The organism is Pseudomonas sp. HMSC067G02 (genome assembly GCF_001813485.1).
GTDB lineage: Bacteria > Pseudomonadota > Gammaproteobacteria > Pseudomonadales > Pseudomonadaceae > Pseudomonas > Pseudomonas aeruginosa.
Genome location: NZ_KV812728.1, coordinates 78,583 through 97,773 on the forward strand (window position 1 = coordinate 78,583; position 19,191 = coordinate 97,773).

The window sequence follows — 19,191 nt, forward strand, 5'->3', positions numbered from 1 at the left end:
TCTCCCCAACCCTCGCCCTTCAGGGAGAGGGAGCCCGGACCAGCCCGCTCACCCAACCAGGCCGCGCACGCTGAAATACAGCAGCGACGGCCCCAGCAGGCAACCGATGGCGGTATAGAACGCCGCGGTCAGGCAACCGTAGGGCACCAGCTTCGGGTCGGTGGCGGCGAGGCCGCCGGCAACGCCGCTGGAGGTGCCCATGAGACCACCGAAGATCACCGCCGTACGTGGATTGTTCAGGCCGATGTAGGGCGCGACGAAAGGCGTCAGGACCATCACCAGGATCGCCTTCACCAACCCGGCGGCGATGCTCAGCGCCATCACCTCGGAACTGGCCCCCAGGGCGGCGCCGGTCACCGGTCCGACGATGTAGGTGACCGCGCCGGCGCCGATGGTGGTCAGGCTGACCGCATCGGTGTAGCCGAAGGCCATGGCCACCGCGACCCCGGCGACGAACGACGAACCGACCCCGAGGAACAGCGACACCACCCCGGAAACCCCTGCCCGACGCAGTTCCTCGACATTCACCCCGAAGGCCGTGGCGACGATGGCGAAGTCGCGCAGCATGGCGCCGCCCAGCAGGCCGATACCGGACATCAGGGGCACGTCCACCAATCCTTTCTGCCCGCCGGTGGCGACGCCGCCGACGTAGGACAGCACCAGGCCGAGGAAGATCGCGATCGCCGAGCCGTGCAGGCGCCCGCGGGTGAGGCGCGCCGACAACCAGTAGGACACCGCCATGGTCACGCCGATGATGGCGAAGCCGCTGATCAGGCCGTAGCCATTGATGACTTTGTTCAGGGACTCGAACATGGCGCTCACCCCTGCACGCTGGTGCGCGGTTTCAATGGCGGGGCGCCTTCGGCTTTCTTCCGGCCGAAGCGGTCGAGCAGCGGAACCAGGGCGAAGGCCACGGCGACCGCGGCGATGCCGGCGAGGATAGCGGCCGGCCCGCCGCTCAGCGCGCCGAGGACATTCTGCTGGGCGGCCATGGCGACCACGATGGGAATGTAGACCGCGCTCCAGAACTCCACGCCCTGCTCGGTTTTCGCCGAGAGCAGGCCACGCTTGCCCAGGTAGCTGCCGACGAAGATCAGCAGCAGCATGGCGATGCCGACGCCACCGACGTTGGCCGGCACGCCGAGCAGCACGCCAAGGATCTCGCCGATGAACAGCCCGGCGAGGGTACACAGAGACAGCAGTGCGACACCGTAGATAATCATTATTGTTGTCCTCGGTTGCGGATCGATGTTGTTGTTTTTATGCCTCGAACGAACGCTTATCGGGTTCTCTTTTCCTCCTCGCGCAACAGCGCGTCCAGGGTATCCGCCCGGGAGCCTTCGAAGGCCGGCGTGGCGCAGCCGAACAGAGGCCGCGCCAGCCCGCTGAGGATCCGTCCCGGCGGCAGCTCGAGATGCAGGCGGGCACCGCGCTCGTAGGCGCTGCGCAATGTCGCCAGCCACTCGACGCGGCGCGCCATGTTGCCGGCGAGATCGTCGGCCAGCGCGGCCGGTTCGGCGACCAGGCGCGCCCGGCTGCTGCTCAGGTAGGGCACGCGCGGCCGATGCAGGTGGATGCCGGCGAAGGCTTCGGCCAGGCGCGCGGCCGGTTCGTCGAGCAGCGCACAGTGCGACGGTACGCTCACCGCCAGGCGCTTCGCCGCGCTGGCGCCGGCGGCACGCGCGCGTTCGGCGAGGGCGGCCAGCGCCGCTTCGCTGCCGGCCACCACCAGTTGCCGCTCGGCGTTGACGTTGGCCAGGTAGAGCGGCGGGTGCTCGCGCCGCACCATCAGGATCAGCGCATCCAGTTGCGCCTGGTCGAGACCGAGGATGGCGCTCATCCCGTAGCCCTCGGGCCAGGCGGCCTGCATCAGTTCGCCGCGCAGCGCCACCAGACGCAGCGCGTCGTCGAAGTCCAGCGCGCCGGCCACCACCGCCGCCGGATAGGCGCCGATGGACAGCCCGGCGACCAGCCCCGGCCGATGCCCGCGCGTCTCCAGCAGGCGGCTGGCGGCGACCCCGGCGATCAGCAGGCACAACTGCACCGCGCGGGTGCCGCGCAAGGCCTCGGCGCTCTCCAGTTCGGCCGGCGCCTGGCCGAGACAGTCCGCCGCCTGCTCCAGGCAGGCGCGCACCGGCGGTTCGTCGGGCAAGGCCGCGAGCATGCCGGGACGTTGGGCGCCCTGGCCGGGATAGGCGAACAGCACGCTCATGCCTCGACCTCCGCGACCCGCCAGGGGTCTTCCAGCAACAGCGGCGCCTCGCTGCCTTTCGCCAGCACCCTGGGCCGACCCTCGGCCCATTCGCGCAGGGCCACGCCACCCGCCGGGGTCTGCAGTTGCAGGTCGATCCGGCAGGGACACTGCTCGAAGCGTTGCAGCAGGCGTAGCGCGTCATCGCGCGGGAACGGGCGCGGGGTGCGCAGCAGCAGGTCGAGGTCACTGTCCGGATGCAACACGGCGACCCCGCTGGCCAGCTCGAAACCGGCGCCGCCGGTCACGCCCCAGGCCAGTCCCAGCGCGTTCAGCGGCGCACGCAGGTCGCGCAAGGCACGCCAGGCCGGCAGATCGCGCAGCATCGCCGGCTCGCGCTGGCCCAGCGCTTCCGGGCACAAGCGCCGGGTGATTGCCGCCAACGGCATCCAGCCGGCCCAGCGCTGCTCCCGCGCCAGGCCGCGCACGCCGATGGCCACCCGCGCAGGATCTGCCGGCGCACGGCGCACCACCACCGGCCAGCCGGCCTTCAGTGCCGCGCAGACCCAGGCCGGAGCATTCTCCGGCAGATGCGCCGGCGCCATGCCCAGGAGCAGGTCGTGGGGCTCCGGCGCTGCCCAGCGGCGCATCGGATCAGGAGCGAGCCGTCGCCGGCTGGAGCCCCGCTGTGAGCTGTTCGCGATGACCACGGCTCGCTCCTGAATTCACCACTGCTCGCGCAGCAGCCGGCGCACCCGCGCCGACGCCTCGCGGTTGGCCGCGCCGAGGCGGCCGCCGAGGTCGCGCGGGCCGCCGAGGATATCGGCCAGGGCCTCGCCCAGGCAGGTGCGGACCCGCACCAGGTCCGCCGTCGACGGCACCTCGACGGTCTCCACCGGAAGGGTCCTCCAGAGCAGGCCGAGCGACGCGTAGCTGTCGATGTCGTAGGCCATCGGCGGCACCTTCGCCGCCAACGCCTCCAGTTCCTCGACGCTGCGCAGGGTGATCCGCGCGGCGGCGGCCTTGCCCATGGCGTGGACCATCACCCCCGGATCGTGCAAGGCGATCAGGCGGTTGGCCTGGTAGCCGTGGGCGAGGAACGCACCGGACATCGCCTTGCCCACCAGCAGGCCGATCAGCGGATGCCCGGCGAGTCGGGCGCGGGCGTAGGCATCCACCGCCCCGGCCAGCGCCTGGTGGATACCCAGGGCCTCCTCGCGGCGGCCGTAGGCCTGGCTCGGCACGTCGACGATGGCCAGCAGCGCGCGCTTGCGCGGCGCCTCGCGGTCGGCCTCCAGCGCCTCGTCGACGGCGGCGGCCAGGCCCCAGCCCTCGAGCAGCCCGACCTCGCCCTGGCGAGCGCGCGGGAACGGATTGTCGGGATCGGGCACGACGGCTAGGAAACGCACCGGGTAGCCGTCCAGCTCGGCATCGGCGACGCGCAACGAAGCAGGATCGCCGGGACGCGGCGCGAGGCTACCGGCCAGCGCCTGGAACCAGGCCAGGCCACGGGAAGTGAACGGTTGGCTCATGTTGCATCTCCTTGGCCCAGCCCCTGGTACAGCCGGCGCACGCCGGCGGCATCCGGTTGCTCGGCGGTATCGAGGTCGCCCAGCCGCCGCAGGTAATCCTCGGCGCGGCGGCAGCGCGGCCGTGCCGGCAGGCCCTTGGCGAAATACGCGAGTACCGAGGTGCGTACCTCATCGAGGTCGTCGGCCAGGTAGGCGTCGGCGAGACCGCTGGCGAAGCGCTGCTCGCCGCCGGTGAGGCTCCAGATGAACGGCCGGTCGCGCGAGTCGTATTCAGCGATGCCGGCCTCCTGTTCGATCACCTGCGGACCGTTCAATCCGAGGCGCGCCTCGCGGGTCACCAGCACGTAGCTGCACAGCCCGGCGGCGATGGACATACCGCCGAAGCAGCCGACCGGCCCGGCGATCACCGCCACCACCGGCTGGTAGCGCTGCAGATCGACGATGGCCGCCTGGATCTCGGCGATCGCCGCCAGTCCGAGGTTGGCTTCCTGCAGGCGCACGCCACCGGTTTCCAGCAACAGCAGGGCCCGGGTCGGAACGCCGTTGCGGTTGTCCTCGGCGGCCAGCTCCAGCGCGCCGGCGATCTTCGCTCCGCTGACTTCGCCAAGGCTGCCGCCCTGGAAGGCCCCTTCGATGGCGGCGAGCACCGCCGGCTGGCCGTCGAGCAGGCCACGGGCGACCACTACCCCATCGTCGGCCTGGGGCACGATGCCCTGTCGTTCCAGCCAGGGTGACTGCACGCCGGCGAAGGGATCGAGCAACTCGCGGAAGCTGCCCGCGTCGAGCAGGGCACGGGCGCGTTGGCGCGCTCCCAGTTCGGTGAAGCTGCGCAGCGCCAGCAGGCGGGCGACGTCAGTCATGGCCAGCCTCCTCCAGTGCCTGCTCCAGGCGCAGGCGGACCACCCCGGGAGTGGCGCCGAAATCGTGGATGCGGATCGACGCGGCCGGCGCCGTGGACGCCGCGAAGACCCGCGCGAAGAGTTGTTGCCAGCGCGGGCCGCTGCCGTTCACCGAGGTCACCACCTGGATGCTCAGCGCGCCTCCGGCGGCCGGCTCGAGCAGCACCTCCAGGTCGCCGGAGCCGACGCAGCCGGCCAGGGCGCGACCGCGCGCCGGAGCGCCGGCGGGAAATTCGAAGGTCAGGGTTTCCATCTCAGAGACTCCCAGCCCACCCACCGGACACGGCGGGCAGGCGATCGAGGAAAAGACAGGCGGCCAGCAGGTCGGCGGCGCCGCCGGGCGAAGCGTTCAGCGCCAGCAGGCGGCGGTCCAGCTCGCACAGGCGGCGACGCCCGGCGAGACTGGCGCTGCCGCCGGCGGCGAGCACCGCGCGGGCGCCATCCTGCATCGCGGCGAGGCCGACGCGGCCGGCGCGGTGCAGCACGCAGGTATCGTCGAGGACGCTCATGATCGCCAGCAGCGCATCGAGCCTGGCGTTCTGCTCGCCAGCGCCGCCTTCGCGGCTGCGCCATAGCTGCGGCAGGCCGTGGCGCACTGCGCGGGGGAAGCCGAGACGCGCCTCCTCGCGGGCGCCGCCGACGCCGTAGCGCAGACGGACGCGCTCGCCGTGGCTGTCGCCGATGGCGGCCGCCGGATCGTCGAGCAGGGCGATGCGTCCTGCGCGCGCGGCCACTTCGCCGGCCTGCGTGCAGCGCGGTTCGAGAGCGGCGGCCGCGACCAGCAGGCCGAGCGCCCAGATCGCTCCGCGATGGGTGTTCACGCCTTCGGTGGTACGCAGCATCGCCGCCTCGCCGTCGCGCCCCAGTTGGCCAAGGACGCCGCGCAGGCGCGCATCGATGCGCCCATGCCGCTGGGCGGCGTCGGCCATTTCCTTGAAACACGGCCACAGGCTCAGCGCCGAGGCCTGCATCAGGCCCAGGTGCAGGTCGGCATGCGCGCCATTGCCGCGGCAGTCCACCAGGGCCGGCTTGGGCGACAGTTCGGCTTCGTCGATGAGGGCGTCCACCGCCAGGTCGGCCAGGCATTCGCCGAGGTCGGCGCGCAGCGTCGCCGCGAGGTTCGCGATGGCGTTCATCACCAGCTCCTGAAACGCGCCGGCGGCTGGTACAGCCCGCCGGACCACTCGACCAGCTCGGCGATGCTCTTCGCCGCCAGCAGCTCGCGCGAGGCGTCGGTGCGGCGGATGCCGAGGTCCTCGGGCAGCGCGATCAGCCCTTCGCGGCGCATCCGCAGGGTCTCGCGCGGATCGTGGCGCAGGCCGATCGGACTGATCCCCGCCACCGCGGCGATCATCGCCTGGCGTTCCTCCAGCGAGCGCGCCTTGTACAGGTAGGCGATGCCTTCCTCGGTGAGCACATGGGTGACGTCGTCGCCATAGATCATCACCGGCGCCAGCGGCATGCCGGTCTGGCGCGCCACCTCCAGCGCGTCGAGACGCTCGACGAAGGTCGGCTTGCCGCCGTCCTGGAAGGTCTCGACCATCTGCACCACCAGCTTCCTGCCGCGCTCCAGCAAGGCCTCGGGTTCGCCCCGCATGTCCAGCCAGGCCGGCGTCGAGTGGCGCCGGCCGCGCGGGTCGTGGCCCATGTTCGGGGCGCCGCCGAAGCCGGCCAGGCGTCCGCGGGTGACGGTGGAGGAATGGCCGTCGCCGTCGACCTGGAGGGTAGCGCCGATGAACAGGTCGACGGCGTATTGTCCTGCCAGTTGGCAGAACATCCGATTGGAACGCAGCGAGCCGTCGCGACCGGTGAAGAACACGTCGGGACGCTGGGCGATGTAGCCCTCCATGCCCAGCTCGGTGCCGAAGCAGTGCACGCTCTCGACCCAGCCGCTCTCGATGGCGGGGATCAGGGTCGGGTGCGGGTTGAGGGTCCAGTGCCGGCAGATCTTGCCCTTCAGGCCGAGGGACTCGCCGTAGGTCGGCAGGATCAGCTCGATGGCCGCGGTGTTGAAGCCGATGCCGTGGTTCAGCGACTGCACGTTGTGCCGCTGGTAGATGCCGCGGATCGCCATCATCGCCATCAGCACGTGGACCGGCTTGATGTGGCGCGGGTCGCGGGTGAACAGCGGCTCGATGTAGAACGGCTGGTCGGCCTCGACCACGAAGTCCACCCAGGACGCCGGGATGTCCACTCGCGGCAGGTCGCGCGGGTCGTCGACGATACGGTTGACCTGGACGATGACGATGCCGTCGCTGAACGCGGTGGGCTCCACCAGCGCCGGGGTGTCTTCGGTGCTCGGCCCGGTGTACACGTTGCCTTCGCGGTCGGCGACGAAACCGGCGACCAGTGCGACGTTGGGGATCAGGTCGACCACCAGCCGCGCGTACAGCTCGATGTAGGTGTGGATCGCGCCGATCTCCAGCAGGCCGTCTTCGAGCAACTGGCCGATGCGCAGGCTCTGCGGGCCGGAGAAGGAGAAGTCGAGCTTGCGCGCGATGCCCAGTTCGAACAGGTCGAGATGCTCCGGGCGGCCGACGCTGGGCATGATCATGTGCAGGTCGTGCAGCTTGCCGGGATCGACCCGCGCCAGCGAACGGGAGAGGAAGTCCGCCTGCTTCTGGTTGTTGCCTTCCAGCACCACCCGATCGCCCGGCGCGATCAGCGCCTCCAGCGCGGCGACCAGGCGTTCGCGCGGCAGCACCGCGCCGTCGGCCAAGCCGCGCACGCGCTCGAGGCGCCGCTGCTTTTCCTGGCGGCGCCGCGACCACTGCGGCGGGGGAGAGATCGGTGTCGTCATGTCGGCTCCAGGTTTCACGCTGTCGTGAGGAGCCACGTTAGGCAGGCCGCCAGGCCTGTTCAATCAAGCCGGGCGACGAACCGTTACGCCAAGGTTAACGATCTGGAGGATCAGGCGCGGCGACGGGCCTGGCTGTCGATCAGGTACTGCAAGCGGAACAGGTGACGGTAGCCGGCCTCCCAGGCGCCGTGGCCGGACTTCACGTTGATGTGCCCGGCCTCGGGCAGGATCACCGTCTCCGCGCCCCAGGCGCGGGCCAGGTGCATGGCGCGCTGCGGGCTGCAGGCCTGGTCGTTGTCGGAACCCACCAGCACGCTGGGGAACGGCAACGGCTCGCGGCTGATCGGCGCGAAGTTGCGCAGCGCCTCGGCGCAGCTCTCGCGCTCGACGTCGGCCGGCGCCACCAGCAGGGCGCCGCGTACCTGGTCGCGCACCCGGCGCTCGGCCTGGGCCGCCCACAGCGCCACTGTCACACAACCCAGGCTGTGCGCGATCAGCACCACCGGCCCGGGCTGGCGGCGGATCTCGGCGTCCAGCTCGGCGATCCAGTCGGCGCGCAGCGGGGTGATCCAGTCCTGTTGCTCGACCCGTGAGGCATTGGGCAGCGCGCGCTGCCAGTGACTTTGCCAATGGGCGTCTTCCGAGCCGTACCAACCGGGCACCAACACATAACGGACGCGTTCGCTGTGCATGGAGATCCCTCCAGAAAAATTCATCACCAGGGAAGTGTAAGGGCGCAGTCTTTTTTCTCTAAGGAATAAAAAGCAATTTTAATATTCTATGAATTCATATGAGCCAATCGAGTTGATCCAGCGCAAGCCGAAGCCACTTTTCCGCGGCAACGCCTGGGCGACGCATGCCATCGGCGGTATACCTGAGCGCAGGCATCAGGTATCGGGACAGGATCATGGCCAAGAAATTTCCCCTCCATCCCAGCCACCCGGAGCGCATCTGCTGGGGTTGCGACCGCTATTGCTCGGCGGAATCTATGGGCTGCGGCAACGGCGCCAGCCGCACCCAGCATCCCAGCGAACTGTTCGGCGAGGACTGGGCCGGTGAATGGGAAGTCGAAGGAACGGAGGACGCCAAGGAGCAGGAGGCGCCGGCACGCCAGGCCTGAGCGCCCAGGCGTGGGGCGTGCAAGCGACGGGCACGATGCGCGACGCATTCGGAAGCCCGGCCTCGGCGGACACACCCGAGGAGCGTCCATCCGGAATAAAAAAGACCGCTCTCCCCTGCCCGGATCGGAGCGGTCGAAACCGTTGCCCGCCCGGCCTGCGCCGGACGGCGTGGATTCGCTTCAGCGTGCGGTGATCACTGCCAGCCTGGTGATCCCGGCGCGCTCGATGGAAGCCATGGCCTTCGCCACCTGGCCGTAGTTCACCCCTTCGTCGGCCTGCAACTGCACGCGGACCTCGGCGTCCTTCGCCTTGGCCGCGGCCAGGTTGCTCTCCAGCAGCTCCGGCTGGATCTCGTCCTTGTTGACGAACAGCTTGCCGGCGCCATCGATGCTCACCACCAGGGGATCCTTCTGCTCCGGCGGGGCCACCGATTCGGTCTTCGGCAGGTTGATCGGGATCGAGTTGGTCAGCAGCGGCGCGGTGACGATGAACACCACCAGCAGCACCAGCATCACGTCGACCAGCGGGGTGACGTTGATTTCGGAAAGGACTTCGTCGCTGTCCTGGGTCGAGAAGGCCATGTCAGGACGCCTCCTTCACGTTGCGCGAGGGGTTGCCGGCCTGGCGCGCGGCGGAGGGATGGACGATGACGCGGAACGCGCTCTTCTGCGCCAGGCTGTAGAAGTCGTGGGCGAAGTCGTCGAGGTCGGCGGCGGTCAGCTTCAGGCGCCGCAGGAAGTAGTTGTAGACCAGCACCGCCGGCACCGCGACGGCGATTCCCACGCCGGTGGCGATCAGCGCGCTGCCGATCGGCCCGGCCACGGTCTCCAGGCTCGCCGAGCCGGCCGCGCTGATCCCCTTGAGCGCCTCCATGATGCCCCAGACGGTGCCGAACAGACCGATGAAGGGCGAGGTCGAGCCGATCGAGGCGAGCACCGCCAGGCCCGACTCCAGGGAACGCCGCTCGCGCTGGATCTGCTGGCGCAGGGCGCGTTCGAGACGGTCCTGGTGGTTGATCGACTGGGCCAGGTCGGGCTGGCCGTTGTCCTGCACCTGGATCGCGGCGAAGCCGGCCTGGGCCACGCGGGCGCCGGCGCCCTGCTTGTCCTGCGCCTGCTCGCCGGCGGAGTCGAGGCTGGTGGCGCTCCAGAACTGCTTCTGGAACTGGCGGTCCTGGCGCTTCTGCCGGGCGAACTGCACGCCCTTGACCAGGGCCAGGCCCCAGGTGACCACGGAAAAGCCGACCAGCAGCCAGATGACGGCGCCTTCGACGGATTCGAGCGGGGTGGTTAACAGACTCATGACGGATGCTCCTCGTGACGCTGCAGATTCAGTTCAACTTGAAATCGATCGGTACGCTGACCCAGCCGTCCTCGGCCTTGTCGCCGCGCTTGGCGGGAACGAAGGACCAGCGCTTGACCGCTTTCACCGCGGCCTGGTCGAGGGCTTCGCGTCCGCTCGACTTCTGCACCTGGATCTCGCTCGGACTGCCGCTGGCGAGGACATGCACCCGCAACAGCACGGTGCCCTCCCAGCCGCGGCGCATGGCCAGGGCGGGGTATTCCGGCGCCGGGTTGTGCAGGTAGCCGGCGTTCGCCGACGGCGGCGTCAACGGCGCCGGAGCAGCGACCGGCGCCGGCGGGGCGGGTGGCGCGGCGGGTTGCGGCGGCGCGGGCGGAGCCGGCTCGACGGCCTTCGGCGCCGGCTTCGGCCGGGGTTGCGGCTTGGGCTTGGGTTTCGGCTTGGGCACCGGCTTCGGCGGCGGCGGCTTCACCGCGTTCTCGTCGACCACCGGCGGTGGCGGTTCCTCGACCACCGGCGGCAACGGCTCGGGCGGCGGCGGTTCCACCACCGGCGGCGCCGGGGCGGTGAACTCGATGGTCATCGGCGGCACCTGTGGCGGCACCTCGGGCAGCGCCGGGGTTCTCTGCTGGCTCAGCCAATGGATCACCGCTCCGTGCAGGGTCAGGGCGAACAGGACCAGCAGGATCGTCTCGCGCCGGCTGAGCACCCGACCCTGTGCCGGGTTGTGGCGAACCAGGTGCAACGCCTGGCGAACCGGCCGACCGAGCGCCACCAGGTCGCCGCCGGGCGTCTCGCGCCAGGGCTGCGTGCGGGCATCGACGGGCTGGGGTGTTGCCATGAAAAGCTCCTTGCACTGACGAACTCGATGGCCGCTCAGGTCCGTGCTGGAGTCCTAGCGGCGCAGGGAGTTGCATGATTGGCAAGGAGGCTTAGCGCCTGAAGTAATTATTTTTGTTATGGAAATAACTTCTGGAGCTATGGGTTTCGCCCCTGTCGCCACAGGCCGCGTGGTTGGCGGGCTACAGCGATCCGACGAAAAACCCATGCCTTGCGGGCATGAAAAATATTCCTGAAAGGCTGGTGTTTTCGCCGTTGGAAGCGGCGGAGAACGCTGCGCGGACAACCCGCGAAAACGAAAAACCCCGGCCTGGGCCGGGGTTCTGGTGGACTCAGCGGGGAATCACTCCACCGCCTTGACCATGTCTTCGATGACTTTCTTGGCGTCGCCGAACACCATCATGGTCTTGTCCAGGTAGAACAGCTCGTTGTCCAGGCCGGCGTAGCCGCTGGCCATGGAGCGCTTGTTGACGATCACGGTCTTGGCCTTGTAGGCCTCGAGGATCGGCATGCCGGCGATGGGCGACTTCGGATCGTTCTTCGCCGCCGGGTTGACCACGTCGTTGGCACCGAGCACCAGGACCACGTCGGTCTGGCCGAACTCGGAGTTGATGTCCTCCATCTCAAACACCTGCTCGTAGGGCACCTCGGCCTCGGCCAGCAGCACGTTCATGTGCCCCGGCATGCGCCCGGCGACCGGGTGGATGGCGAACTTCACGGTGACCCCGCGATGGGTCAGCTTCTCCGCCAGTTCCATCAGCGCGTGCTGGGCGCGGGCCACCGCCAGGCCGTAGCCGGGGACGATGATCACGCTGTCGGCGTTGGTCAGCAGGAACGAGGCATCGTCGGCCGAACCGGACTTCACCGGACGCTGCTCCTTGGAGCCCGCCGGGCCGCCGGCGTCGGCTTCGGCGCCGAAGCCGCCGAGGATGACGTTGAAGAACGAGCGGTTCATCGCCTTGCACATGATGTAGGAGAGGATCGCGCCCGAAGAGCCGACCAGCGAGCCGGCGATGATCAGCATCGAGTTGTTCAGCGAGAAGCCGATCCCCGCCGCGGCCCAGCCGGAATAGGAGTTGAGCATCGACACCACCACCGGCATGTCGGCGCCGCCGATGGGGATGATGATCAGCACGCCGAGGACGAAGGCCAGCGCCAGCATCACGGCGAAGGCGGTGAGGTTGCCGGTGAACATGAACACCAGGCCCAGGCCGAGGGTCGCCAGGCCGAGCACCAGGTTCAGCAGGTGCTGCCCGGAGAACTGCACCGGGGTGCCCTGGAACAGGCGGAACTTGTACTTGCCGGAGAGCTTGCCGAAGGCGATCACCGAACCGGAGAAGGTGATGGCGCCGATGGCCGCGCCGAGGAACAGCTCCAGGCGGTTGCCGGTGGGAATGGTGTCGCCCAGGTGCGCGACGATCCCCAGCGACTGCGGCTCGACCACCGCGGCGATGGCGATGAACACCGCGGCCAGGCCGATCATGCTGTGCATGAAGGCGACCAGCTCGGGCATCTTGGTCATCTCGACGCGCTTGGCCATGATCGAGCCGGCGGTGCCGCCGACCAGCAGGCCGACGACGATGTAGCCGACGCCGGTGGTGGCGATCTCCGCGCCCAGCTTGAACACCAGGCCGACGGTGGTGGCCACGGCGATGGCCATGCCGACCATGCCGAAGAGGTTGCCGCGGCGCGAGGTGGTCGGGTGCGACAGGCCTTTCAGGGCCTGGATGAAGCAGACCGAGGCGATGAGGTACAGGAGGGTGACCAGGTTCATGCTCATCAGTGGCCCCCCGCCTTCGGCGCTTTCTTCTTGAACATTTCCAGCATGCGCCGGGTGACCAGGAAGCCACCGAACACATTGACCGCGGCCAGGGCCACGGCGAGGGTGCCCATGGCCTTGCCCAGCGGGGTCACGGTCAGGGCGGCGGCGAGCATGGCGCCGACGATGACGATCGCGGAAATCGCGTTGGTCACCGCCATCAGCGGGGTGTGCAAGGCAGGGGTGACGTTCCATACCACGTGGTAGCCGACGTACACGGCCAGCACGAAGATGATCAGGTTGTAGATCCCGTCAGAAATGATATCCATCGTTTTCACCGGTCTTCAGGGCGCAGGCGCGAGGCGTGCGCATTTATCGTTATCGAAGCTTCCCGACGCAGCGGCTCAGCCGTTCTTGCGCACCGCCTGCCCGTCGCGGCACATCAGGCAGGCGGCGACGATGTCGTCCTCGAGGTTCACGCTGAAGCCTTCGGCGTTCAGGGTGAGCTTGAGGAAGTCGAGGATGTTGCGCGCGTATAGCGCCGAGGCGTCCGCCGGTACCAGCGCGGCCAGGTTGCTGTGGCCGACGATGGTCACGCCGTGCCGGACCACGACCTGGTCGGCCTCGGTCAGCGGGCAGTTGCCGCCCTGGGCGGCGGCCAGGTCGATGACCACCGAGCCCGGCTTCATCTCCGCCACGGTCGCCTCGTGCAGCAGCGTCGGCGCCTTGCGGCCGGGGATCAGCGCGGTAGTGATGACGATGTCCGACTGCTTGGCGCGCTCGTGCACGGCCTTGGCCTGGCGCTCCATCCACGAGGCCGGCATCGGCCGCGCATAGCCGCCGACGCCTTCGGCGCACTCGCGCTCTTCGTCGGTCTCGTAGGGCACGTCGACGAACTTGGCGCCGAGCGACTCGATCTGCTCCTTCACCGCCGGACGCACGTCGGAAGCCTCGATCACCGCACCCAGGCGCTTGGCCGTGGCGATCGCCTGCAGGCCGGCGACGCCGGCGCCGAGGATCAGCACGCGGGCGGCCTTCACGGTGCCGGCGGCGGTCATCAGCATCGGCATGAAGCGCGGATAGTGGTTGGCGGCGAGCATCACCGCCTTGTAGCCGGCGATGTTGGCCTGCGAGGAGAGCACGTCCAGGCTCTGCGCCCGCGAGGTACGCGGCGCGGCCTCGAGGGCGAAGGCGGTGATGCCGCGCTCGGCCATGCGGGCGATGTTCTCGTTGTCGAAGGGGTTGAGCATGCCGACCAGCACGGCGCCGCTTTTCATCTGGGCCAGCTCGGCGGCGCTGGGCGCGACCACCTTCAGCACCAGGTCGGCGCCGAAGGCCTCGGCGGCGCTGCCGATCGTCGCGCCGGCGGCTTCATAGGCACTGTCCGGCTGGCTGGCGTTGACGCCGGCGCCGCTCTGGACGATCACCTGGTGGCCTTGGCCGATCAGCTTCTTGACGGTTTCCGGGGTGGCGGAAACCCGCGTCTCACCGGCATGGGTCTCGAGGGGGACACCGATCTGCACTCACGAATCTCCTGCGTGATTGTCGAGTAGTCCGGGGCACTGCGGATGGCGCACCGGCTGCGGAGGTCTAGCTCACATACCGCGATTCGCGAACGAACCTTGGCGCGGCATTGTGCAATCGAGCCGAAAAGCCTTCAACAAGTTCTGAAGGCATACGACAGAGAAACTACAAGTCATAAACCGACCAACAATTCCCGCCCATCGCCGCCGGGCGCGTCCTGACTGGCGTGCAGCCTATCCGGGGAAGCCCGCGCGAGAATATGACATCCCTGCCGTGAATGACCGGCTATCAGGTCAAGCCGCTACGGCTTCAACGGGAAAATATCCTGCCAGCGCCGCGGAATGCCGGGGTAATTAATGTTTTTAATACGCTGTATCAGCAATCCCTGATGCCTGGCCAAAGTAGCAAAGCAAAACTTTGACTACAAAGTCAGGATCGCCTTTCCATGGGCGCTGCAGGCCAGCTCGTTAGACCAAAGGCGAATTGCCCTATGGGCAGGATAGACGCGGAGAAATGGCAGAACTGCGACAGCATGTCGCAGTTCTGCTAGCTATTCGCCGGAACGGAAGGGGCTCGCCAGAGCGGTGCGCAGCGACCGGCGTCGGTCGGCAACGGAGGAGCCGGCGCACGCTGGGGGATGCCGGTTCAGAACGGACGGCTGCCCGCCAGGCTGATGCGCTTCAGGCGCCGCCGCTCGCTGGCCGGGAAGGCGTTGCGCGCATGCAGCACGGCCTGGTTGTCCCACCAGACGATGTCGCCCACCGACCAGGCGTGGCTGTAGCTCAGTTCCGGGCGCGCCAGATGTTCGCGCAGGCGACCGATCAGCGCCTGGCCCCGCGCGGGGTCGTAGCCGGGAATCTCCACCTCGGTGTGGGCGCTGAGGAACAGTACGCGCCGGCCGCTTTCCGGGTGGGTGCGTACCAGTGGGTGCTCGCTGCCCTGGATCGGTTCGATGTCCGGCGTGCGGTAGGTGGCGAAACCGCCGCCGTAGCCGCCCTCGCGCAGGCGGATGAAGGGGTTGTAGTTGATCAGGCGCAGGCCATCGATCTCGCGCCGGGTCGCCTCGTCGAGGCTCTCGTAGGCGCGCGCCAGGTTGGTGAAGCGCGTCTCGCCGCCACTGGACGGCACCTCCAGCGCGTAGAGCAACGAGCCGGAGGACGGCACCGGCGTCCATTGGTGGTCGATGTGTGCCGGCAGGGCGAAGTTGCCCAGTTCGCCGTCGCCGGTGTTGGCCACCTTGACGATGTCCGGCACCTTGCCGTCGCCACCCGAGGACAGCACCGGGATGTCCGCCGGCGGCTGGAACACCGAGCCGAACAGGGTGGCGAAGCGCAAGTACTGCTCATCGTCGAGGTGCTGCTGGCGGAACACCAGGACGTGGTGCTCGCGCAGCGCCTGCTTGAGCGCCAGGACCTGCTCCGGCGCCAGCGGGCGACGCGCGTCGAGGCCACGGACTTCGGCGCCCAGCGGCGCCTCCAGGGGGGTGATGCGGAATGCCTCGGCGACCTCGGGTTCGGGTTGCCGGGCGGTGGCGGATTGGCTCATGTAAGGGGTCCTCGCGGGTTCGTTCTGCCTGTGGTCGCCCTCCCCGGCGAGGAGAGGGCCGGGTCCGTCATGCCTTCCGGATCGTCCGGCTGCGTTGTCCGTCGATGCCTACCGGCACGTCGCCGCCAAGGGTCACCCGGCGCACCACGCGCGGCTGGTCGCCGTAGTCGTCGATCGCGTAGTGCTGGGTCGCGCGGTTGTCCCAGATCGCCACGTCGCCGGCCTGCCAGCGCCAGCGCACGGTGTTCTCCAGGCGCGTGACGTGTCCCTGCAGCACCGCGAAGAGGTGCGCCGAGTCATGCTGCGAAAGACCCTTCAGGCGTTTCACGAAGTGGCCAAGGAGCAGCGTCCGCTCGCCGCTTTGCGGATGCACGCGGACCACCGGGTGCTCGGTCTCGTAGACGGTCGAGGTGAACACCTTGCGGTAGTTCTCCAACTGCTCCAGCGAGGCGCTGGGCTTGACCCCGGCGTAGTCGTACTCGTTGCTGTGCACCGCCCAGAGCCGGTCGGCCAGCTCGCGCAGCTCCGCCGGCAGGTCGGCGTAGGCGCTCGCCGTGTTGGCCCAGACGGTGTCGCCGCCGGACTCCGGGGCCACCACGCTGCGCAGGATCGAGGCCTTCGGGTAGGCCTCGACGAAGGTCACGTCGGTATGCCAGGAGTTGGCCCGGCGGCCTTCGGCGCCATCCAGCTCGAGGAGGAAGCGGGTGCCTTCGCGGGACGGCACTGTGGGGTGGGCGACCGGTTCGCCGAGCAAGTGGGCGAAGGCCTCCTGGGTCTGGTCGTCGAGATGGCTCTGGTCCCGGAAGAAGATCACCTTGTGGCGTACCAGGGCGGCCTGGATCGCCTCGACGGTGGCGGCGTCCAGTTCGCCGGACAGGGTCACGCCGCGAATCTCCGCGCCGATCCGTCCGGCGACCGGCCGGACGTCGAGCCGTACCGGCGTGGCGAGGGCTTGTGCTGCATTGCTCATGTCATGTTCCTCATGCGTGGGGTACTGCGTGGGTGAAGGCTCAGAAGTCGTAGCGCAGCGATACGCCGAGCGTGCGCGGCTGTCCCACCGATGCGGTGTAGGAGCCGTTGATGCTGGCGAAGGCGCTCAGGTAGTAGTCCTTGTCGAAGGCGTTCTTCAGCCATACCGAGGTGTCCAGTTGGCCGTCGCCGAGATCGCTGCGCAGGCCGGCGGCGAGGTTCACCAGGGCGTAGCCGTCGATCTTCGAAAGGTCGGAGTTGTCCAGCGTGCCCTCGGCCGCGGAGCGGTAGGCGTAGCTGGCGCTGACGTAGGGTTGGAAGCGGTCGTCGAGGCGCCACTGGTATTCGCCATTGAGGTTGGCGATCCATTTCGAGGCGCCGACCACGCGCTGCCCGCTGAGGTCGCAACTGCTCGGCGCGCCGGGCCGGGTGCTGACTTCCGCAGGGCACGGGGCATCCTTGAACGACAGGTAGGTGACGTCGTTGTAAGAGCCGTTGAAGTTCAGGGTCAGGCCGCGCAACGGCAGCGCGGTGGCCTCGAATTCCAGGCCGCGCGAGCGCACGCTGCCGGCGTTGGCCAGCACCTGCACCAACTGCGTCGAGCCCGGCGCCTGGTACAGGGTGGTGGCCTGGTAGCCGTGGATGCCGGTCCAGAACAGGTTGGCGTTGAGCAGCAGGCGCCGGTCGAAGAGCGTGCTCTTCAGGCCCAGCTCGGCGTCGTTGGCGCGCTCCGGTCCGACCAGCAGCGAATCGGCGCCGGCGCTCGGCGCGCTGCCCACCGCCAGGTTGACCCCGCCGGACTTCTCGCCGTGGGACAGGCTGGCGTAGCCGAGCAGGTCGTCGCTGAACTGGTAGCTGAGGCTGAGCAACGCCGAAGGGGCGAAGTTGTACTGGCTGAGATCGCCGGAATCGTAGGCGCCGAGCTGGCCGTTGCGCACCGCCGCGCCGACCCCGCCGACCGCCGCGCCGCCCAGCGGAGCGAAGCGCTCGACCTTGGCGTTCTTCTCCTCGTAGGTACCGCGCAGGCCGGCGGTGAAGTCCAGGCGTTCGCTGAGGTGCCAGGTGCCCTGGGCGAACAGCGCGAAGCTGTCGGTCTCGATCTTGCCGTTGGCCTTCGAGTAGGTGTCGTTCAGCGCGCCGAGATTGGCGCCGAGCAGGTACAGGTCGGCCAACGGTCCGTAGGAGGTGAAGGTCTTGTTGCCGAGGTTCTGCCTGAACGCGTAGGCGCCCACCACGTAGTCGAAGGCACCGCCGGTGGGCGAGGCCAGGCGGATCTCCTGGGAGAACTGCCGGTCGTGCACTTCCACCCCGGTGTCGTTGATCGCCGAGACGTTCAGTTGCTCGTCGTTGGCCGGGGAGAAGTGCCAGTAGCGGTAGGCGCTGATGGAGGTCAGGCGGTAGCCGCCGGCGAGGTTCCAGTTGGCCTCCAGAGAGCTGCCGCCCTGGTGCACGCTGACGTGCTGGCGGCCGTTGATGTTGACCTTCTTGCGCTGCGGATCGCGCAACGGCGAAGCGCCGACCAGCGCGGCGCGCTGCCAGAAACGCTCGGCGGCGCCGTAGACCACCATGCTGCCGTTGCTCGAATCCTCCTCGTTGTAGTCGGCGATCCAGCGCAGGCTGAAGTCCTCGTTCGGCTCGAACAGCAATTGCCCACGCGCGCCCTGGCGCTCGCCGCCGTTGAGATAGTTGTCGTCGTGGATGTTCTTGATGTAGCCGTCGTCGCGGGTGCGATAGGCCGAGAGGCGTCCGGCGAGGGTTTCGCCGAGCGGCCCGGAAACCGTGCCGCGGCCCTGGAAGTAGCCGTCCTGCCCGCCGGAGACCTCGACGGTGCGTTCGGTAGTGAAGGTCGGCGCGCGGGTGCTGATGTTCAGCACCCCGGCGGTGGTGTTCTTGCCGAACAGAGTGCCCTGCGGACCGCGCAGCAGCTCCAGTTGCTCGATGTCCAGCAGGTCGAACACGGCCATTCCCGGCCGCCCCAGGTAGACGTTGTCGAGGTAGATCCCGGCGCTGCCTTCCAGGCCGTCGCTGGCGGGGTTGTTGCCGATGCCGCGCACGGCGACGCTCGACTGCCGCGCATGGATGTAGGCGACATTGACGCTGGGCAGCACCTGCTGCAGGTCCTGCACCCGGGAGATGCGCTGGGCCTCGAGAGTCTCGCCGCCGAGCACGGTGATCGGCGTCGGTACCTTCTGCGAATCCTCCTCGCGGCGACGCGCGGTGACGGTAACCTTGCCCAGGGCCGTATCGGCCTTGGCCGGTGCGCTGCCGGCCAGCGGCGGCGCCTCCTCGGCGGGCGCGGGAGCATCGGCGGCACTGGCCGGCAACGCACCGCCGAGGGCGAGCAGCAGGGCCAGGGCGTAGTCGGAGCCGCCGGGCGGCGTTCGGCGGAGCGGCAAGCGGTAGTGATACTTCATCGTGAATGTCCTCGGTTCCGGCACAGCCGGACGCAGGCAGCAGGCGGCCATGCCGCGCAAGGCAGCGATCTGGCGAAAGGTTCGAAGGGGGGCCGGCGGACGGCTCAGCCCCGGGCGACTGTCAGGGACGACAGCCGCCGGCGACGCGGAAGGGCATTCGGAACGGCGGAGGTGGCGCGGCAAAGGCACGGTGGACCATGTTCAGCTCCTGGGGTCTATCTATGCTTATTACTAAATCGCATATTTTTCTAATTTGTTCTTTGTTGACGGAATAAGAGCTTGCATTTAAAACCAG

Annotated in this window: 20 protein-coding genes; 1 reads left to right on the forward strand and 19 read right to left on the reverse strand. The window is 68.8% G+C overall.

The features are described from left to right. Positions 1-48: 48 nt before the first annotated feature. The 10 genes from madM to HMPREF2914_RS28450 all read right to left on the reverse strand — a co-directional run bounded on the left by madM (position 49) and on the right by HMPREF2914_RS28450 (position 8,114). A complete protein-coding gene (madM, locus tag HMPREF2914_RS28405) occupies positions 49-813 on the reverse strand; it encodes a malonate transporter subunit MadM (RefSeq protein ID WP_003084016.1) in 765 nt (254 codons plus the stop codon). Between the two features lie 5 nt (positions 814-818). Further along, on the reverse strand, positions 819-1,223 hold the full coding sequence (madL, locus tag HMPREF2914_RS28410) for a malonate transporter subunit MadL (RefSeq protein ID WP_003084010.1): 405 nt from the start codon (positions 1,221-1,223) through the stop codon (positions 819-821). Positions 1,224-1,279: 56 nt separating this feature from the next. Further along, complete coding sequence (gene mdcH / locus HMPREF2914_RS28415) at positions 1,280-2,212, reverse strand: malonate decarboxylase subunit epsilon (protein WP_023092275.1); 933 nt, start codon at positions 2,210-2,212, stop codon at positions 1,280-1,282. Continuing rightward, positions 2,209-2,901: a malonate decarboxylase holo-ACP synthase gene (locus HMPREF2914_RS28420; protein ID WP_023092274.1), complete on the reverse strand. Its 693-nt coding sequence runs from the start codon at positions 2,899-2,901 to the stop codon at positions 2,209-2,211. The genes mdcH and HMPREF2914_RS28420 overlap by 4 nt, the downstream gene beginning before the upstream one ends. A 15-nt stretch (positions 2,902-2,916) precedes the next feature. Beyond that, on the reverse strand, positions 2,917-3,723 hold the full coding sequence (gene mdcE, locus HMPREF2914_RS28425) for a biotin-independent malonate decarboxylase subunit gamma (protein WP_003133103.1): 807 nt from the start codon (positions 3,721-3,723) through the stop codon (positions 2,917-2,919). Continuing rightward, a complete protein-coding gene (locus tag HMPREF2914_RS28430; protein WP_003084003.1) occupies positions 3,720-4,583 on the reverse strand; it encodes a biotin-independent malonate decarboxylase subunit beta in 864 nt (287 codons plus the stop codon). Before HMPREF2914_RS28430 ends, mdcE begins: the two co-directional genes overlap by 4 nt. Then, a complete protein-coding gene (locus HMPREF2914_RS28435) occupies positions 4,576-4,875 on the reverse strand; it encodes a malonate decarboxylase subunit delta (RefSeq protein WP_003084001.1) in 300 nt (99 codons plus the stop codon). Before HMPREF2914_RS28435 ends, HMPREF2914_RS28430 begins: the two co-directional genes overlap by 8 nt. A gap of 1 nt (position 4,876) precedes the next feature. Then, entirely contained in the window at positions 4,877-5,758 is an 882-nt protein-coding gene (locus HMPREF2914_RS28440) for a triphosphoribosyl-dephospho-CoA synthase (protein WP_023092273.1), read from the reverse strand. Continuing rightward, positions 5,758-7,422, reverse strand: a complete 1,665-nt coding sequence (gene mdcA, locus HMPREF2914_RS28445; RefSeq protein ID WP_003111980.1) for a malonate decarboxylase subunit alpha — start codon at positions 7,420-7,422, stop codon at positions 5,758-5,760. The genes HMPREF2914_RS28440 and mdcA overlap by 1 nt, the downstream gene beginning before the upstream one ends. A 110-nt stretch (positions 7,423-7,532) precedes the next feature. Next, entirely contained in the window at positions 7,533-8,114 is a 582-nt protein-coding gene (locus tag HMPREF2914_RS28450; RefSeq protein WP_003106176.1) for an alpha/beta hydrolase, read from the reverse strand. A gap of 215 nt (positions 8,115-8,329) precedes the next feature. Between HMPREF2914_RS28450 and HMPREF2914_RS28455 the strand changes: the two genes are divergently transcribed. Continuing rightward, positions 8,330-8,542: a DUF3079 domain-containing protein gene (locus HMPREF2914_RS28455; protein ID WP_003111981.1), complete on the forward strand. Its 213-nt coding sequence runs from the start codon at positions 8,330-8,332 to the stop codon at positions 8,540-8,542. A 180-nt stretch (positions 8,543-8,722) separates the two neighbouring features. Here HMPREF2914_RS28455 and HMPREF2914_RS28460 read toward each other — a convergent pair whose 3' ends face one another. The 9 genes from HMPREF2914_RS28460 to HMPREF2914_RS28500 form a co-directional block, all read right to left on the reverse strand. After that, positions 8,723-9,124 carry an ExbD/TolR family protein gene (locus tag HMPREF2914_RS28460; protein ID WP_003106175.1) on the reverse strand — a complete coding sequence of 134 codons (402 nt, stop codon included), beginning with the start codon at positions 9,122-9,124 and terminating at the stop codon, positions 8,723-8,725. Position 9,125: 1 nt separating this feature from the next. After that, entirely contained in the window at positions 9,126-9,845 is a 720-nt protein-coding gene (locus tag HMPREF2914_RS28465) for a MotA/TolQ/ExbB proton channel family protein (RefSeq protein ID WP_003083979.1), read from the reverse strand. A gap of 28 nt (positions 9,846-9,873) precedes the next feature. Next, positions 9,874-10,686 (reverse strand): energy transducer TonB, encoded by an 813-nt coding sequence (locus tag HMPREF2914_RS28470; RefSeq protein ID WP_009877363.1) that lies wholly within the window; start codon positions 10,684-10,686, stop codon positions 9,874-9,876. A 342-nt stretch (positions 10,687-11,028) separates the two neighbouring features. Beyond that, positions 11,029-12,465: an NAD(P)(+) transhydrogenase (Re/Si-specific) subunit beta gene (locus tag HMPREF2914_RS28475; protein ID WP_003083975.1), complete on the reverse strand. Its 1,437-nt coding sequence runs from the start codon at positions 12,463-12,465 to the stop codon at positions 11,029-11,031. Beyond that, positions 12,465-12,773, reverse strand: coding sequence for an NAD(P) transhydrogenase subunit alpha part 2 (locus tag HMPREF2914_RS28480; protein ID WP_003083974.1), 309 nt, complete (start codon positions 12,771-12,773; stop codon positions 12,465-12,467). The genes HMPREF2914_RS28475 and HMPREF2914_RS28480 overlap by 1 nt, the downstream gene beginning before the upstream one ends. Positions 12,774-12,848: 75 nt before the next feature. Beyond that, on the reverse strand, positions 12,849-13,967 hold the full coding sequence (locus HMPREF2914_RS28485; RefSeq protein ID WP_003083972.1) for a Re/Si-specific NAD(P)(+) transhydrogenase subunit alpha: 1,119 nt from the start codon (positions 13,965-13,967) through the stop codon (positions 12,849-12,851). Positions 13,968-14,613: 646 nt separating this feature from the next. Beyond that, positions 14,614-15,513: a TauD/TfdA dioxygenase family protein gene (locus HMPREF2914_RS28490; protein ID WP_023092272.1), complete on the reverse strand. Its 900-nt coding sequence runs from the start codon at positions 15,511-15,513 to the stop codon at positions 14,614-14,616. Positions 15,514-15,580: 67 nt separating this feature from the next. Continuing rightward, positions 15,581-16,483 carry a TauD/TfdA dioxygenase family protein gene (locus HMPREF2914_RS28495; protein ID WP_003110976.1) on the reverse strand — a complete coding sequence of 301 codons (903 nt, stop codon included), beginning with the start codon at positions 16,481-16,483 and terminating at the stop codon, positions 15,581-15,583. A 40-nt stretch (positions 16,484-16,523) separates the two neighbouring features. Continuing rightward, the gene (locus HMPREF2914_RS28500) at positions 16,524-18,896 is read right to left on the reverse strand and encodes a TonB-dependent receptor (RefSeq protein WP_023092271.1); all 2,373 of its coding nucleotides are present in this window, start codon (positions 18,894-18,896) and stop codon (positions 16,524-16,526) included. Positions 18,897-19,191: the final 295 nt, after the last annotated feature.

Coding starts and splice junctions, on each gene's coding strand:
- madM (WP_003084016.1), bottom strand. CDS start 813: ATGTTCGAGTCCCTGAACAAAGTCATCAATGGCTACGGCCTGATCAGC.
- madL (WP_003084010.1), bottom strand. CDS start 1,223: ATGATTATCTACGGTGTCGCACTGCTGTCTCTGTGTACCCTCGCCGGG.
- mdcH (WP_023092275.1), bottom strand. CDS start 2,212: ATGAGCGTGCTGTTCGCCTATCCCGGCCAGGGCGCCCAACGTCCCGGC.
- mdcE (WP_003133103.1), bottom strand. CDS start 3,723: ATGAGCCAACCGTTCACTTCCCGTGGCCTGGCCTGGTTCCAGGCGCTG.
- HMPREF2914_RS28430 (WP_003084003.1), bottom strand. CDS start 4,583: ATGACTGACGTCGCCCGCCTGCTGGCGCTGCGCAGCTTCACCGAACTG.
- HMPREF2914_RS28435 (WP_003084001.1), bottom strand. CDS start 4,875: ATGGAAACCCTGACCTTCGAATTTCCCGCCGGCGCTCCGGCGCGCGGT.
- HMPREF2914_RS28440 (WP_023092273.1), bottom strand. CDS start 5,758: ATGAACGCCATCGCGAACCTCGCGGCGACGCTGCGCGCCGACCTCGGC.
- mdcA (WP_003111980.1), bottom strand. CDS start 7,422: ATGACGACACCGATCTCTCCCCCGCCGCAGTGGTCGCGGCGCCGCCAG.
- HMPREF2914_RS28450 (WP_003106176.1), bottom strand. CDS start 8,114: ATGCACAGCGAACGCGTCCGTTATGTGTTGGTGCCCGGTTGGTACGGC.
- HMPREF2914_RS28455 (WP_003111981.1), top strand. CDS start 8,330: ATGGCCAAGAAATTTCCCCTCCATCCCAGCCACCCGGAGCGCATCTGC.
- HMPREF2914_RS28460 (WP_003106175.1), bottom strand. CDS start 9,124: ATGGCCTTCTCGACCCAGGACAGCGACGAAGTCCTTTCCGAAATCAAC.
- HMPREF2914_RS28465 (WP_003083979.1), bottom strand. CDS start 9,845: ATGAGTCTGTTAACCACCCCGCTCGAATCCGTCGAAGGCGCCGTCATC.
- HMPREF2914_RS28470 (WP_009877363.1), bottom strand. CDS start 10,686: ATGGCAACACCCCAGCCCGTCGATGCCCGCACGCAGCCCTGGCGCGAG.
- HMPREF2914_RS28475 (WP_003083975.1), bottom strand. CDS start 12,465: ATGAGCATGAACCTGGTCACCCTCCTGTACCTCATCGCCTCGGTCTGC.
- HMPREF2914_RS28480 (WP_003083974.1), bottom strand. CDS start 12,773: ATGGATATCATTTCTGACGGGATCTACAACCTGATCATCTTCGTGCTG.
- HMPREF2914_RS28490 (WP_023092272.1), bottom strand. CDS start 15,513: ATGAGCCAATCCGCCACCGCCCGGCAACCCGAACCCGAGGTCGCCGAG.
- HMPREF2914_RS28495 (WP_003110976.1), bottom strand. CDS start 16,483: ATGAGCAATGCAGCACAAGCCCTCGCCACGCCGGTACGGCTCGACGTC.
- HMPREF2914_RS28500 (WP_023092271.1), bottom strand. CDS start 18,896: ATGAAGTATCACTACCGCTTGCCGCTCCGCCGAACGCCGCCCGGCGGC.